The organism is Adhaeribacter radiodurans (genome assembly GCF_014075995.1).
Lineage (GTDB): Bacteria > Bacteroidota > Bacteroidia > Cytophagales > Hymenobacteraceae > Adhaeribacter > Adhaeribacter radiodurans.
Genome location: NZ_CP055153.1, coordinates 4,913,138 through 4,930,572, shown reverse-complemented (window position 1 = coordinate 4,930,572; position 17,435 = coordinate 4,913,138). Strand labels below are relative to the sequence as shown.

Genomic DNA, 17,435 nt, shown 5'->3' with positions numbered 1-17,435 from the left:
TTTTTAACTAAAACTAACTAAAACCAACAAAATGAAAAAAATTCTACTGATGAATTTTCTTTTTGTAATGATGCTGCTGCAAACGGCATTTGCGCAAGATAAGAAAATCTCGGGCCGGGTTCTCGACGCAGCGTCGAACCAAGGCTTACCTGGAGTAACGGTATTGGTAAAAGGTACTTCTACGGGTACTGCCACCGATGCTGAAGGTAATTATTCATTAAACGTGCCCAATACCGGCACATTAGTATTTAGCTTTATTGGCTATACTTCTATAGAGCAACCTATTGGTGCTTCTTCTACGGTAAATGTTTCTTTAGCAGCCGACACTCGTCAGTTGAATGAAGTAGTTGTTACCGCGTTAGGAGTAGAAAGAAGCCGTAACTCCTTACCTTATGCGGCTACGCAGGTAGGTGGTGAAGAGGTTACTAAAGCTCGTAACCCTAACTTCTTGAACTCTTTATCAGGTAAGGTTTCCGGGGTAAACATCAGACAATCTAATAACTTAGGTGGTTCTACCAACGTGGTAATCCGGGGTAATAAATCTTTGTATAACAGTAACCAGGCTTTATTTGTGGTAGATGGTGTGCCAATTAGTAACGCCAATACCAACCAATCTGACCAGTATACCGGCCGGGGAGGTTATGACTACGGTAACGTAGGAGCCGACGTAAACCCAGATGATATTGCTTCTGTTAGTATTTTAAAAGGTGCTGCTGCAACTGCTCTTTACGGTTCACGGGCATCTAACGGTGTAATTTTAATTACTACTAAAAAAGGTAAAAAAGGTAATGTTAATGTTACTCTTAATACCGGATCTACCATGGGCTTCATGGACAAGAGTACTTTTCCTAAATACCAGAAAGAATATGGCGCTGGATACGGTGCCTATTATGGTCCAAACGAAGATGCTTACTTTGAACAATTTAACAGACCTGATTTCGAACCAGGTAGTTTATACGTTCCATTCCAGCAAGATGCTTCTTATGGAGCAGCCTTTGATCCTAATTTAATGGTTTACCATTGGAACTCATTAGATCCTACTTCGCCTACGTTTGCTCAAAAAACTCCTTGGGTAGCTGCTAAAAATGGTCCTAGCTATTTGTATAAAAATACCGTAGGATTTAATAATAATATTACCATAGATGGTGGTAGCGATGCCGGAACTTTTAAACTGGGCTATACCAATACGAAAGATAAAGGTATGCTGCCTAACAGCCAGATAAACAAAAACATGGTAAACTTTGCTGGTTCGCTTAATTTAACGCCTAAGTTAGTGACCAGTGCTAACATAAACTTTACTAAAATTGATGGTTTAGGCCGCTATGGTACTGGTTATGACTCTTGGAATCCAAATCAGCAATTCCGGCAATGGTTCCAAACCAACGTTGATTTGAAAGAGCAAAAAGATGCTTATTTCCGTAATAAGCAAAATATAACCTGGAATCCCAGAAGTGCTACTGACCTACGCCCTATTTACTCAGACAACCCTTACTGGGTGCGTTATGAGAACTACGAAAACGATGAACGCTTCCATTATTTTGGTAACATAATGGCCACTTATAAATTCACGGAATGGTTTGATGTAATGGGTCGGGTTTCTTTGGACTCTTACGACGAATTACAGGAAGAAAGAAATGCAGTGGGTAGCACCGGCACACCTTTTTACTCTCGATTTAACCGTACTGCCCGCGAAACAAATTACGACCTGATAGCTAACTTTAATAAAAATATCACCGAAGACTTTACTTTTAAAGGCTTACTCGGTAGTAACTTCCGCAGACACCAGATTAATTCCGTTTTTGCGCAAACGAATGGTGGCTTAGTAGTTCCTAGAATCTATTCTTTATCTAACTCGGTAAACCCATTGAACCCACCGTTTGAAAACGACCAGAAATACGGAGTAGATGGTTACTTTGCCAGTGCTACTTTTGGTTTTAAAGAAATGGCTTTCTTGGATCTGACTGCCAGAAGAGATCAATCTTCAACCTTGCCTAAAGGCAATAATATTTATTATTATCCATCTGCGGCTGGTAGCTTTGTATTCTCCGAATTGTTTAAAGATACTCCTTGGTTATCTTACGGTAAAGCCCGTGTTAACTACGCCGAGGTGGGTAACGATGCTGCAGTTTATTCGGTATTTAATGTTTATGGTAAGCAAGACCAGGAAATTAACAGCTCTACCCGTCCTTCGGTAGGTAGCTTTGGTTCAATTCCGTTATTCTCCTTGCCTAATACCCGTAATAACCCAAATCTTAAACCTGAAAGAACAAAAAGCTTTGAAGCTGGTTTAGAAATGTCATTTTTAACCAATCGGGTTGGTTTTGATGTTACGTATTACAAATCTAACACCGTAGACCAAATTATTCCTATCCAGGTGTCTACAACCAGTGGTTTTAACTTTCAGTATGTAAACTCCGGTGAAGTGCAAAACAAAGGCTTTGAAGTTACTGCTTTTGTTAACCCCATTAAAAACGATAACTTCTCCTGGACTTTAAATGCTAACTGGACTCGTAACAGAAATAAAATTTTGGCTCTAGCTCCAGGAACCGAAAACTTAGTAATTACAACATATCAAGGCGGGGTGTCTTCTAACGCCAGTGTTGGTCAGCCTTTTGGTACCATCCGTGGTACTGGTTATACACTCAACGACAGAGGTGAAAAAGTAATTGATTCCAATCCAGCCAGTGCTTACTATGGATTATATAAGCAATCTCCTTCCACTACTGTAATTGCTGATCCAAATGCCTCCTGGATAGGTGGTGTTTCAAACACCTTAGAATACAAAGGCATTTCTTTATACTTCCTGTTAGATGTGCGTCATGGCGGCCAGTTGTTTAACTTAGATACTTATTATGGTTATGGCACTGGTATGTATCCTATAACCGCCGGTAATAACGATTTAGGTAACCCATCCAGAGGTCCTGTAGGTGAAGGTGGCGGTATTATCTTCCCAGGAGTGAAAGAAGACGGCACACCAAACGATATCCGCATTGCTAACACAGAAGGAGTTTACGGTTATAATCAGCCTCGCCAGATGCACGTGTACGATGCCGGATTTATTAAATTAAGAGAAGCCACTTTAACTTATTCTTTACCGGCTGCTTTTATCAACAGAATTAAACCTTTCAAAGGCATTGATCTTTCTTTAACAGGTAGAAACCTGTGGATTATCAAAAAACATGTTCCGTATGCCGATCCGGAAGATAACTTAGGTGCAGGTGGTAATGGTAACTATGGATTAGGCTATATGTCTGGTTCATACCCAACTTACCGTAACGTTGGTGTTAACTTAAGATTTAGATTTTAATTAAAAAATAAGATGAAAAAAATATTAATATTCTGCATCCCGGCACTGATGTTTGCTACATCGTGCAAAGATTTGGATGAATACGATAATTTAAACCCTAAAGCAGCTACTACCGTTCCGGGCGTTTCTTTAGTTAGTAATGCGCAACGCGTGTTAGCTAATACGGTAAATACCCCCGATTATAACATAAATCCATTCCGGTTTTATGTACAACATTGGGCTGCTACTACCTACCCTGACGAAAGCCAATTTATAATTGAAACACGTTCTGTTAACCGTTATTTCTGGGATCCATTATATCGGGATGTGTTAAGTGATTTAAATGAGGGCAAAAAGGTTATTACTGCCGATGCCGTTTTAGATCCTAAAGTGAAAGCTAATCAATTAGCGGCTGTAGAAGTTTTGGAGGTTTATGCCTGGTCGGTTTTAGTAAACACTTTTGGCGATGTTCCATATACTGAAGCCTTAAATGCAGATAATGTTTTACCTAAATTTGACGACGATGCCGCTATTTATGCTGATTTAGTCACACGCTTAGATAAAGCCATTGGCATGTTTGATGCATCAGCAGCTGGTTTAGGTACTGGTGATTTATATTACAACGGCAATGTGGCTAACTGGATTAAATTTGCTAATTCTCTTAAACTACGGTTAGGTATGAATTACGCCGATGTAGATCCAGGAAAGTCAAAAACAATGGTAGAAGCGGCAGCACCTAATGTATTTACTTCAAATACCGATAATGCTAAAATAACTTACCTAGCAGCCTTACCTAATCGGAACCAATTGTACGAATCTTTAGTACAAAGTGGCCGCGCTGACTTTGTGGGTACTACCACTTTAGTTGATCCTATGATTGCTACCAACGATCCGAGATTACCTATTTATTTTAAACCAGTAGCTGGAAGTACCAATTTTAAAGGTGGAACGGCCGGCGCACCAAACAGTGCGACCAATAATTCTATTCCTGGTGCTGCCTTAGAAAATCCTACTTTACCTGGAATGCTTTTAACCTACTCCGAAGTGGAGTTTTTATTAGCTGAAGCTATAGAAAGAGGATATGCTGTAAGTGGTACTGCGTCTGAACATTATAATGCAGGTGTTACTGCCTCTATTTTAGAATGGGGTGGTACCGCTACAGAAGCTACAGCTTACCTGGCTCAACCTTCTGTTGCTTATGCTACGGCAGCTGGTGATTGGAAACAAAAGATTGGTTTCCAGAAATGGATTTCTTTGTATAGCCAGCCTACTCAGGCCTGGACTGAATGGAAAAGATTAGACGCTCCTAATTTAGTGAAACCAGCGGCGGCTATCTCCGAAATTCCACTTCGATTACCTTATCCAACTACCGAAGCTAACTTAAATACTACTAATTATAAAGCAGCATCAGCAGCTATTGGTGGCGATGTGGTAACTTCCAGAATTTTCTGGGATAAACTTTAAATTTTAGTAATTTATTGATTATAAAAAAAGGCGAACCATGGTTCGCCTTTTTTTATAATCTGAACTTGCAAACCAGCTATTAGTAAATAGTTACTTATGTATGATTAAGTAAGAACAATTTTTAATCGAATCAGGAATTATTAATTGTTTTTTCAATCAGCGGCAATAAAAATTTAAGATTATAAATTAAAAAGTAGTATCGTTTTTTATTTACTAGCTAATTTTGGTAAATTGTACCTAAGTATTATTATCTATCAAATCAAACAAAAATGAAAAAAATTTTACTATTGAGTTTTCTCCTGTTTACGATGCTTCTGCTGCAGGCCAAAGCTCAAGACAGAACCATTACCGGTAAAGTTACCGATGGTTCTAACAACCAAGGTCTGCCGGGCGTAACGGTATTGGTGAAAGGAACTTCCACGGGAACATCAACGGATACAGAAGGTAATTACTCTCTTCAAGTTCCTGCTAATGGGCAAACTTTGGTGTATAGTTTTATCGGCTATCTTACACAAGAGCGTCCTGTTGGTACATCTACTGTTTTAAATGTTACCCTGCCTGTAGATGCTAAACAATTACAGGAAGTAGTGGTAACTGCTTTAGGCGTAGAGCGGGAGAAAAGAACTTTAGGTTATGCTGCCCAGAATGTGGCTCCACAACAAATCTTAAATTCAAGAGAGCCTAACCTGGTAAATGCACTGGCTGGTAAAGTAGCTGGGGTGCAAATTAATAACTCCGGTGGCCAGGCGGGTTCCTCTTCCCGGATCGTTATTAGAGGTAATACTTCTTTAACAGGCAATAACCAGCCTTTATTTGTAGTAGATGGTATTCCGATTGATAACTCTACAAACCGGGGTCTTTCAGAAAATACGGAGAGTGCCTTATTTAATGGTTATGCTGGTAACCGGGGTATTGATATTGACCCTAATATTATTGAAAATGTAACGGTACTAAAGGGAGCCTCTGCTACGGCATTATATGGTTCCAGAGGGGCTTTTGGGGTTATCTTAATTACCACTAAAAAAGGACAAAAATCTGTTGACCGGAAATATCCAAGAGTAACATTATCATCAAGTGTTGCATTCGATGATGCAATTACCGAAGGTTATCAAAACAAATACCTGCAAGGTTTAAATGGTTTGTACCGGAACGGTTTGCCATTGGGTCAGGGCGGTTATGCGCAAACACCAAATGGCGCTACGCAAGGAACAACCAGCTGGGGGCCTCACCGCGATTCTGTTGATCAGGCAGTAATTGATTCTATTGGAATGCCGCGCGTTTTTGATCCGAGAAAAGATTTTTACCGCACGGGCCAGGTTTGGAACAACTCTATCTCTATTAGCGGTGGTGGCGAAAAATCAACGTACATCCTAACCTATTCTAACCTCAATCAACAAGGTATTGTACCTAACAACACTTTTAAACGCAATAGCGTATTAGCCAGCTTCACTTCGCAGTTAAGCGAAAAGTTTAATGTTAGTACTTCGGTAAACTACATTAATTCAGATAACCAAAGAATGCCGGAGGGTAATACTAAACGGTCTTATTTGTACAGTTTAAACTTTGCTCCGATTAGCTTCGACAACAAAGCGGCTTATGATCAAGCTGGAAATTTAAGCTGGACAACTGGCACTGGTTTTAATAACCCTTACTGGTTAACGAAAAATTCTACAATGCCAACTACAGTAGATAGAATTATTGCCTCCAATGAAGCTACGCTGGAAATTTTGCCGTGGTTAAAATTAACTAACCGGGTAGGTTTAGATACCTACACTGATAACCAAAAGGAACATGTAAATATTGGAACCCTTTCGGTGCCGAATGGTAGAATGTTTGAATCGTTAATCAAAAGAACTCAGTTAAACAACGACTTGATTCTGGCAATTAACAAAAACTTTAGCGAAGACTGGGTTTTAAATGCTTTAATTGGCCACAACGTAAATCAGCGTAAATACACTAGCAGAACCATTCAAGGTTTTAACTTGGGTCAACCTGGCTTCTACGACATAACCAACGTTGAATCTACCCAACCTTTCCAAGCCGATTCGGAAAGAAGATTAATCGGTCTTTATGCTAGTGCTACCGTAGATTACAAAAATTACTTATTCCTGAATTTAACCGCCAGAAACGACTGGTCTTCTACGTTACCAGCAGGTAATAATTCCTACTTCTATCCATCTGTATCTTTGGGTTTTGTATTTACCGAAGTTCTTGGCTTGGCTAATAACACGTACTTCCCTTATGGTAAACTACGGGTATCTTACGCGCAGGCAGGTAACGATGCCAGTGAATACTTAACCAATCAAACGTATCAGCATGCAAACCCAGGTGATGGTCAAAGAGGTAATATCAACTTTCCGTTCCAGGGAATTAATGCTTTTCAAACCGGTACTTTGTTAACCAACAATAACTTGATTCCGGAAATTGTAACGGAAAAAGAAATTGGAGCCGATTTAAAATTCTTTAAAAACCGTTTAGGAGTAGATGTTTCTCTTTATGATAAAGTAAGTAAATCGCAAATTCTGCAACAAGAGATTAGTTCTTCCAGTGGTTTTGTGGAGCGCGTAATTAATGCTGGTGAAATTCAAAATAAAGGTATTGAATTAACAGTACTAGCTACTCCTATTACGGTAAAAGATTTTACCTGGGATGTTCAGTTAAACTATGGTAAAAACGATTACCGGCTTAAATCTATTGCCGAAGGAGTAGATAACATTTTCTTAGGCGGTTTTGAATCTCCTCAAATTAGAGCCGATAAAACTTACGGCTACGGCGTTATCTGGGGACAAGGCTTTAAACGCAACCAAGACGGAAAAATGGTTATTGGCGATGATGGTTTACCTGTTTTAGCCGATGAGTTAGGACCAATTGGTAATGCTACTCCCAAATGGGCAGGTGGCTTGCGCAATACTTTTACTTATAAAAGTATATCCTTATCAGCTTTATTTGATGCCCGTAAAGGCGGCGATATCATGAATATGGACTTATTCTATTCAACTTTCTATGGTACTGCTAAAGTAACAGAGCAAAGAAATACTACCATTGTTTACGATGGCGTTAAAGAAGATGGTTCTCCTAATACTACTCCTGTTGTGCGTGACCAGGATTATTTCCTAAACTGGTATTCTGCTGTTGATGAAAACTTTGTGGAAGATGGCAGCTTTGTTAAATTAAGAGAAGTTACCTTAAGTTATTCTTTACCTCAGTCTTTATTGTCTAAAACTCCATTTCAGGCCGTTAGTTTTTCTGCAACCGGTCGTAATCTGTGGCGCAGCACCGATTTTAGCTACGGTGATCCGGAAGGTAACTTATTAGGAAATACCAATGCGCAGGGTTTTTACCACGCGGTAACTCCTTCTACCAAAGGCTATACTTTCGGGGTAAACATTCAATTTTAATTACCTAATTCAATCATGAAAAGAAAAAGTTTTTTACTTCTAATTATAAGTTTGTTTTCGGCCACATTTTACAGTTGCGAAAACTATCTTGATATCAATTACGATCCGAATGCTCCTAAAGAAGTAACGGAAAAGTTAATGTTACCGGCTATTCTGAGTACATTTTCGTACGAGGTAGCCGGTGGTTTTCCGGTGCGTATTTCTTCTAACTGGACCAAGTATCTTGCATTTGCGGGTACGGGACCTCACGAAGGTCAATACCGGTTAACGGCCAATGAAACCGATAACTTCTGGCGCTATTCTTCTTACACGGATATAATGAAAACCAGCACCGAACTGATTGCCAAAGCAGATCAGAACGGTAATCCGGCTTACAGCGCGATAGCTAAAATTATATTAGCCTGGAACATGTCGTACGTTACAGATGCTTTTGGCGATGCTCCTTTCACTCAAGCTTTCCAGGGCGAAACAGGTGTTACAAAACCTACCTACGACAAGCAGGAAGATATTTATAAGCGCATACAGGTATTATTGGATGAAGCTATAGTAGATGCTGGTAAAACCACTGGTGCTCAGCCCGGATCTGAAGATTTTATCTATGGTGGTGATATGGCAATGTGGCAAAAATTAGCCCACACTTTAAAGGCTCGCTTTTACTTACGGCTATCCAATGCGCCCGGTTATAACGCTGCTACGCAAGCTGATTTAGCTTTGCAGGCATTAGATGCAGGTGCTTTCTCTAGTAACGACGAAATGCCTGAATTTAATTACGTAAATGCCCCTAACGCCGAAAACCCTTGGTACCAATATACAATAGATGGAAAATGGAGTACTGCTTATAAACCTTCTATTTTTTATATCAATTTGTTAAATTCTAAAACTGACCCACGGTTACAGTACCAGGTAGATCCGGTGGCGGAAGGAGATAATGAAGGTCAATACGTAGGGGTTACGAATGATGCTACTCCTACCGGCCTAGCCAACTACTCGGCTATTGGCACTTTTTACAGTAAAGCAGATGCGCCACTTTATCTTTTAATTTATGCCGAAGTTCCTTTTATCAGAGCAGAAGCAGAATTTTTAAAAGCTGGTAAAACTGTTACTCCGGCGGTAGTTACCGCTTACAACGATGGTATTGCGGCTTCAATGGACATGTACGGAATTAATGCGGCAACAATAGAAGCTTACCAAACGGCTAATCCATTACTTCCTGCAACTGCTTATGAGCAAATAATGACCGAAAAATACATTGCTAATTATTTGCAGTTTGAGTCTTATAATGATTTCAGAAGAACTGGTTATCCAAATCTACCTTTAAATACCGAAACTTATCCGGATACAGAATTAGAGGTGGGACCCGTAATTGAAAGTATTCCGGTTAGGTTCCCTTATCCTTCTTCCGAAAGATCCTACAACCCGACTAACATTCCATCGGAAGTTCCTTCGGCGTTTTTACAAGCGGTGCAAATACCAGTTTGGTGGGATAAACAATAAAATAGAAAATATTTAAATAGAGTATTCTATTAATTTATAAAAAAGGCAGGTGCTCTACCTGCCTTTTTTATTTGCTTGAATGCCACCATTTGTTTCTACTAAAAGCTTTCTTCCTGAAAATAAATAATACCACATAGTAAAAAGAACCTTAAATAGTTCAAGACCAGCAGGTTTTAGAAACAGGATTGTCGGAAATAGTAGTTTGAAACAGTATTTTTAATTACTTCTGTCCTCCAGGGAGGATCTAACCAATTTAGAGTGCCTGCAGTAATGTGGTCTGGCAAGTTATAGCAGGTAATCTCCTTTATTATCTATGATCCGTTCTTCTTTACTGCTGGTTAGTTCCTGCCAGGAGGACCAAAGTGGACGAAGTAGCTATCATCAATCTATTGTTCCGGCAAGTTTTTGATATCCCTGTTTTCAATATCTATCGGGTTGGCTTCTTTATAATATACTCTTATGGTAATTAGTAAATATACCTGGTAGTAGATATAAATTTAATTAGCAAATTTCTGTCTTATTATTAATATCACCTTTTTACCTGCCTTTCGTAAGTTTCAATCCATTGTTGTGGTGGTATTTTGGCGGCAAGTTCTCCTATTAGACCATAAGGTATTTGATCAACTTTCTTAAACCGGATGCAGCTTTTGCCCATATCCAGTTTAGTTTTAACCTGTTTTGTGTATGCTGATTTAAACCAATTTAGTAAGTCGGGATTGGCGTACAAACCCATATGGTACACGGCAATAAAGTTTTTTTGCGAAGCAATATTAATAAAAGGCAAAGGTAGTTGCGGATTACAGTGGTAGCCCGATGGATAAAGCGATAAAGGAACCACGTAGCCAATCATTCCGGAACTCATTACTTCGGTAAAACCAGGCGGCAAATTTTGCTTAATGGTATTTCTTAGTTCTTGTATGGCTTGCTTCCGATCTTCGGGTAGCGTTCCTAAGTAGTGTTCGGGAGTTAAGGCTATGCTTTGCATATTTTATATTTGCCGTAATAAACTTATAAATACCGCAGCCAGGTTTTCTCCGGATGAGTGGCTTTGTAGTTCTGGTACCAATGGCATAAAGGATATAAAGCCACCACTACACTCAACCAAATGAAGTAAACAATAGGTAATTCTACCCCGCTTGGTTGTTTGGGCCGTCCGAACTGAAAAGTCCCGAATTGCAAATCTTCCCAATGAAAGCCTTGCAGAAAAACCATAGCCAATAAAGTAAGGTGCAGCAAATACCAATGAAGAATATAGTAAAATAAAGGTACTTTTCCGTAAGTATTTATTATCTGAACCACCTTGTTTTGAATACCATCTACCAACCAGATAATTAAAAATAAAATACCCAAAGTCATGCAGCTATACAGCAAAGAAGGCGGGTATTTAGTGGTGTTTATAAAAGATAAAAAAGTAAATAAATCCGCTTTCTGCATTTCCCAACCTCTGGGATCGCCATACACATTACTGAACCGAAGAAGGGCAAAAAAGACGAGGGTTGCCAAACCGGCTCGTAAAAAAAAGCGTTTCCGTTGAGCTATCGGTAAGGCAAATAAAGGTCCGACGGCGTACCCAATTAACATAATTCCTAACCACGGAATAAGCGGGTAGCCTATAAAAAAGGTAAGCTGCGGGGTAACTTGAAAAATATTTGGAATAAATAAAGCCGAAACTGCTTGAGCAAGTAGAGAGCCTGTTCCTAATGGGATTAAAGGAAAAAGATTATGCCCGAGGACGATAATTAAGCCGATTATTCCAATGGTTCGAGGACTTAGCTTTAACAGTAAGGCTAATATCATAAAACTAAAGCCAATGGCGGCAATCACCTGGAAAAATAAAGTTCGAAATTTTAAATCAAACCAAATACCAAACGAAATTACCGTGAATTCTAAAAGTACCAGCCAAAGCCCTCGTTTTAGTAAAAATTTTCGTCCTTCGGCTACATTATGGTTTCTTTGCAGCGAAAGATAAGCCGAGGTGCCGGACAGAAAAACAAATATAGGCGCGCATAAATGCGTTATCCAGCGGGTAAAAAACAAGAGGGGCGTGGTAGAAGCTAAATTAGTAGGATCCTGGGTGAGGGAACTTACGTGCAGCAAATCACGGGTATGATCTAAGGCCATAATAATCATTACCAAGCCTCGGGTAAAATCAATAACGCTGATCCGCTGCATAACGTGTTAAATAATAAGGCTGCCAGAAATACAAACTAGTTTTGATTAATGAATAAGCTTCATTAAAATAAAAATAAATTAGGTTAATAGCAATTCAAAGCAGCAGACCAACTTGTACCAGTTTTATTTTAAAGCAAAGAAAAATTAATTAAGTTGGGCTATACTTGTACTTATTATAAGCCAAAATTGCTGCGTAAAATGTTTCTACAGAGCCGCAGAGCTGGTTTAATTAGTAATTTTAGTAAGCCGTATACAATCTAGCATGGCCCGGTTTACCTCTTCGTTCATATTTTCATTTACAGGCTCAAAAGCCAAAGTAAGTTGGTGCGTTCCTTTTTCGAGTTTTACCTGCACCGCATTCGAAAATCCCCAATCTGACCATTCGTTAGAACCTCGCTGCGGTAAAACAATTGTTCCTAAAAAATTATCATTTATTTTAAGCGTGCGAATGGCGCATTTGTTATTGGTGTTAATCGGTCCTTCGCCGTTGGCATACCGGAAATCAATGGCGTATATTCCGGGTTCGGCTACTGTAAACGGGAGGTTTAAACTTGCACTTTTATCTTTACTTATTTCTATAAATCCAATTCCGGAAGCTTCCTTGTAAGAAGAATGAGCTTTAGCCACACTTTTTTCCAGTTCTAGTAATTGAGTGTTTTTTTCAGATGTTACTACTAGCGGCTCACTCGCAAAAGATTCGTGTCCTTTACTGGTTACAGCTATTACTTGGTATTCAGAATATTCAGAGGCGAGTACTTTTACGCTTGTATTCTCTGATTTTAGTAATTCTTTTCCATTCTGCACTACTTTGTAAAATTTAGCATCTGCTACTTCTTCCCAAGATAAGGTGCCGTTAGCGTAAGAAACTTCGGGTGAAATCGGCGAAAACTCTACCGCTACTTTATTTATTTTGCTACCGGACAATCTGTTATTTTCTAGCTCTATCTTCAGCACGTGCCGGCCGGTGAGGTGAGCCGGAATTTCCGCCTGAGGAATTGCTTTATTATCCAGCGTAACAGTTTTAATCTTATTTCCGTGGCCTTCTAAGTAAATATCCAGGATAGTCTGGCGGTATTTAAAATTTTTCAGGGTTCGGTTTCCGGCAAAAGCTTGTGGTACTACGGGTTTGAATTGTAAGCAGTTGGGCTGGAAATCCATGCCGAAAATAACTTTATAGATCAAACTCAGATTACCGGCCAGGCTCCACAACATATTACTGGAGTTAATTTGCGTACCGGCATAATCACCGTTACTGGCCACAAAGTTTTCTTTATTGGTTAACAAGAGGGCAGCTGGCCGGTAAATGGCACTTATACTTTCGGTAAGCGCTTGCTTGTTGCCTACTTTTGCCGCTGCCAAAGACCAGTACGACTGCACAAATGGCCATACTGCGTTATTGTGGTAAGGCGGAATATTTGGGATTTGCGGATAAATACAGGGTATGCCGTAGGGCGTAACCGGCGTTTTAGCTACTATAGATTGTTGCTTTTCAGAGTCCGCAATATCAAAAAGCACGCATAATGCTTCCCCCAGCGCTTCGGCTTTAGGTGATAGTATTTTAAAGTTACGCCCGTATACGTATTGCCCATAATAGCCGTTTTCGGGTAACCACAATTGCTCGTTTATTCCTTTTTTTACTTTTTCGGCTAGTTGGCGGTATTTTTCAGCGACTGACTTTTCATTTAGTATTTCGGCCATTTGCGCCAGAATGCTACTGGCCTGGTAAAACACGGCATTGGTTCCCAAGCATTCCGATTCGAAAATATCAGTGGGCTGCATCCATTCCGGGTAGGTTTGCTCGCGCCAATCCAAAAAAGAAGACTCACCCCTGAACAAGCCGGTTTTAGGATTATACACATTTTTCAAATCATCTTCCAGCGAGTTTTTAATAATCTGATAAGATTCTTTTAACCAATTAATATCGCCGGTTACTTTGTATAATTCCCAGGCGGCTATTGCCCAAACTATCCGGTCGGAGGAAATCGGGTAAGCCCCCCCAGTGCCGGTATCCTGAATAATCCGTTGGTGCTTGGTTACTTTCCGTAGCAAACTAATACGGGCCACTTCGGGCTGCAGAATAGCCATAGATAAAATAATACTATAGCTGATATCGCGCGTCCAGACACCCGACCATTCTTTTCCGGTCCGGAAGGTGCTATCGGGTTCTATGGCATTTACCATTTCTTCCAGACTCAGATTATACAAGGCATCTACCACCGGATAGTTAGAGGAATACTGAGGAAAAGAAGCTACTTCCTTAGATAATTCCCAATTAGAGGCAGTAATAGTATCTTCCTCATCCGAAGTTAGTAATAAAGTAACTTCAAAAATACCGTTTCCATACGGGTCTTTCAATTCCAGTTCAGGGTAGTTGGCCAGGTTGTCGAAATCCCAGGTTAAAGGAGCTGGGTTGCCTGCTACAAATACCCCTTTAAAATCTTCTTTATAAATTTTATCGCCGTTATATGTCGTAAAGAATCCCTCTATATTAAAAGCTTCCAGCACCTGGCGCATATCTAGGCGAATTTTAAGTTTAGTGTTGGGAGGGAGATAAGTGTTAACCGGTACTTTACCGGTTAACTTCAACGGCTCGCCAAAAGTAATGAGAGGTGTTTCGCAGGTGCCGTTTTGCGCGATACAGGTAAACTGGTGATCTTCACCCGGCACCATTTCATTGTCTTTGCCATTAATGCTGAACTTAAAAGTAAGTTTCGGATTCTGAAATTCCTTCGCTTTACTTTTATAATTTGAAGTCATTTTAGTTGGTGATAGAGCATGGGCTGCAAATTCCTGCTGCACTACTTTATCCGGATATATTGCATACTGCTCTGATTGCCAAATAGCAGATTTATGGTTATTATAATCATTGTTTTTAGGCGGTTGGCAAGCATAACTACTCATGATAAAGAGAATAAATAAACCTGAAAGTATGCCAGAAGTGCTTCGGGCATACTTTAATTAACGTGAAATTAAGGAAGATGCAAAAGTAAAACGTATAAAACAGCAGCAGATAATTACTAAGTTATACGTTTGTATTTAGTGTCAGGTACTTAGGATAAGATGAAGTTATTCTTGATTCTAGGCAGCTACTTAAATTTTTGGTTAATTAATTCAAGGATTTATTTATAGAGTTAGTATTTCGGCTGAATTTTTAAAGGGCTTGTTTTACCTCGAAAGAAAAATTACTGCTCCCAGCCAAGCCACTTTTAGAAAGGCCTTGAATGAATATCAGGTATTTGCCGGCTTTATCGGAGGTGAAGAATTCAAGTTTCTCGCTACCTGTTGTCGCCGTATTAACCTGAGGGTTCCAGTACAATAAGTTTCTTAAATCGGGCAAACGATTTTGCTTTTCCTGGGTGGTTTCGTAACGCGGTGCGTAGAACTCTCTTTGTTGTTGCAAGCCTTCGTATTCCTGCACAAATGCGTGCGGATCCATGGTATAACCATCTAAATCGCCTTTATACGTAGAAAAACTTACTAAACCGTTGTAGGTGGAAGTTCCCTGAAAATAGCGGCTGGTAATTACTTCTAGTTTTTGAATTTTCAGAGGATCTACCGCCATTATTTTATTAAGATTAAAAACGGGTACTCCATCTAACAACACCATCGGGTTCTCCTGAAAAATAGTTTTGTTTACCTTATCGAACACCATAAAATGAAAGCCATCCTTCCGAATCCGGACTTGTACGCCGGGCACGTACTCCCGTAAAACTTCTTCCATTACTTTAAAGCGGGTATAATCGTCGAGCCGGTATTTTTCATCAGCCTGACCGTAAAATGGCAAACTATCCAAGGTAGGAGAGGGGAGCGTAAAAGCACGTTTTTTATGGAAGGTATTTTGTACTTGCATTTGCACGTGCCTTTGCACAATTTCAGATTTAAATTTTTCGGAAAAAGTAAAAGCGGGAACCTGGCTGGTCGAATAGTGGAGCGAGAAAGGATTAAAAATCTCGAATTGATACAGGCTGTCTTGCCGGGTATTGCTTTGTACCACAATCTCGCGCGAGCCAAAGAAATCTTTCATTTCAAATTGTAGATTTCCTTTTTCGTTACTAAAAGAATTATAAAGACGAACCAGGCGGCTAGGGGAAGCCAGGTAAGTTACAATATTGGGCTCAGGTTGCTTTGTGCTCCTATTTGTAATTCTTCCCCGAATCAGATGGCCATTTAATTCAGGAATAAACTCTAATGAATCAACTTTTTTCTTAAAAACATCTTCCCAGCGGAACCGCCTCCAGCCTTGTGTCAGCATCAGGTTATTAGCAACAGCAGTAACTTCCGGAGCGGTAGAAGTAAAATAATATTCCGGGTTTTCGATGGTTCCTCTCAGGTCGGAGCTTAGCCATAAATAGCTGTTAATGGAAGGAGGGGCCAGTGCCGGCAGCGAATCTAACCGGTAAACGGCTACCGATAAATTAGCCGCTAATGCTTCTTTGGCTTGATTTGCCGTAGTTACTTGTAAACTTACTTTTTCGTGGGCAGTGTAATTAGTTTTGTCGGTAGCAGAAGTAATAACTAAACTTTGGGTAGGGCGCTGGAAATACAACCTTTCGCAAAGTGGCTGTTTACGGGCATTTAAAATAGTAAAGTGCGAAATACCCGGGGCTAAATCTTTTTTATTAAACGTAAACGCAGTGGTTCCATTAATTAAGCGGTTACCCAAGGCTACAGATAATTTTTGGCGAGCATGGCCTAACAGAAAAATATCTTCCACAACTTGCCCAGTTCCGTTACTTTGAACGGTTATTTTAAGTTGTTCCGGACTGGCTTCTTCCAGGTGCATTACATAACCTTGTTCATATACCGGAGGCAAAGCTTGGGTAATAGTTGTACCATTCGGTAATTTTAAAGTAGCTGTGTACCGGAGTGCCTCGGTTGGCGTAAAAGCAAATTGCCCTAACCCGAATTTCAAAGTTTTAAAAGTTGTAAGAACCCGGCCTTGTTTATCTAGAATACTGCCTTCGGCATCTATGCCGCGCCCCGATTTGTCGGTAATCTTAAACGCCACGGTACTTGCCAGATCTTTAACCAGGTTGCCGCCTTCCGGGAAAAATTGAACATCGTAAACTGCCGAATCTTTGGTGGGTTTTACCCCTGCGTTGGTTAAAGTATTTATAATAGTTACCGGACTTTGAAAATAATAATCCGCACTAAAGTTTTTCATCCAGCTGGTATAGGCCCGCACAAAATAATTTCCCGAAACTAAGGATACAGGTAAAGTAAAAGAACCTTGTCCGGTTGCTTCAGATAAGGCAATTTTACCTTGCAATACAGGTTTTTGCTCTTTATCGAGTACCTCCACGTAGGCAACTTTGCTTAAATTTATGGGTTGATGAAAAGTGCCATCTACGGCGTAAATTTTAAACCACATGGTTTCGCCGGCCAGGTACAAAGGCCGATCGAGGTGTAGAAATAGTTTTTCCGGTAAGGTTTGTTCGCTGTAGCGGTTAAATTGTCGGGTAATACTAGTTAAGGAATCTGTTTGCGCAAAAGCCGGATAACTAGAAATAAACAGTAAGCTAAATAGCAGGTAAACCAAAAGAAAAGCTTTAGGGGAAATTCTCGCCCAAAAACCGGTCCGGAAAGGTGTAGTAGGATAAGGATAGCTTCTCACTTGGCGT

The 17,435-nt window shown here is 40.0% G+C and carries 8 protein-coding genes; 4 read left to right on the top strand and 4 right to left on the bottom strand.

Annotated elements, in window-relative coordinates; all coding sequences use genetic code 11:
• Nucleotides 1–31 precede the first annotated feature (31 nt).
• From HUW48_RS19575 to HUW48_RS19560, 4 genes are all read left to right on the top strand, one after another.
• Nucleotides 32–3,307, top strand: a complete 3,276-nt coding sequence (locus HUW48_RS19575; RefSeq protein WP_182412547.1) for a SusC/RagA family TonB-linked outer membrane protein — start codon at nt 32–34, stop codon at nt 3,305–3,307.
• A gap of 12 nt (nt 3,308–3,319) precedes the next feature.
• Nucleotides 3,320–4,750: a SusD/RagB family nutrient-binding outer membrane lipoprotein gene (locus HUW48_RS19570; protein ID WP_182412546.1), complete on the top strand. Its 1,431-nt coding sequence runs from the start codon at nt 3,320–3,322 to the stop codon at nt 4,748–4,750.
• Nucleotides 4,751–5,019: 269 nt separating this feature from the next.
• A complete protein-coding gene (locus HUW48_RS19565; protein WP_182412545.1) occupies nt 5,020–8,148 on the top strand; it encodes a SusC/RagA family TonB-linked outer membrane protein in 3,129 nt (1,042 codons plus the stop codon).
• A 15-nt stretch (nt 8,149–8,163) separates the two neighbouring features.
• Complete coding sequence (locus HUW48_RS19560) at nt 8,164–9,642, top strand: SusD/RagB family nutrient-binding outer membrane lipoprotein (RefSeq protein WP_182412544.1); 1,479 nt, start codon at nt 8,164–8,166, stop codon at nt 9,640–9,642.
• A 529-nt stretch (nt 9,643–10,171) separates the two neighbouring features.
• Here HUW48_RS19560 and HUW48_RS19555 read toward each other — a convergent pair.
• From HUW48_RS19555 to HUW48_RS19540, 4 genes are all read right to left on the bottom strand, one after another.
• Nucleotides 10,172–10,627, bottom strand: coding sequence for a DUF1801 domain-containing protein (locus HUW48_RS19555; RefSeq protein WP_182412543.1), 456 nt, complete (start codon nt 10,625–10,627; stop codon nt 10,172–10,174).
• A gap of 23 nt (nt 10,628–10,650) precedes the next feature.
• Entirely contained in the window at nt 10,651–11,814 is a 1,164-nt protein-coding gene (locus HUW48_RS19550; protein WP_182412542.1) for a DUF1624 domain-containing protein, read from the bottom strand.
• 225 nt (nt 11,815–12,039) lie between these two features.
• Nucleotides 12,040–14,715 carry an alpha-L-rhamnosidase-related protein gene (locus HUW48_RS19545; RefSeq protein ID WP_182412541.1) on the bottom strand — a complete coding sequence of 892 codons (2,676 nt, stop codon included), beginning with the start codon at nt 14,713–14,715 and terminating at the stop codon, nt 12,040–12,042.
• A 250-nt stretch (nt 14,716–14,965) separates the two neighbouring features.
• The gene (locus HUW48_RS19540) at nt 14,966–17,428 is read right to left on the bottom strand and encodes an MG2 domain-containing protein (protein ID WP_182412540.1); all 2,463 of its coding nucleotides are present in this window, start codon (nt 17,426–17,428) and stop codon (nt 14,966–14,968) included.
• Between the last annotated feature and the right edge of the window lie 7 nt (nt 17,429–17,435).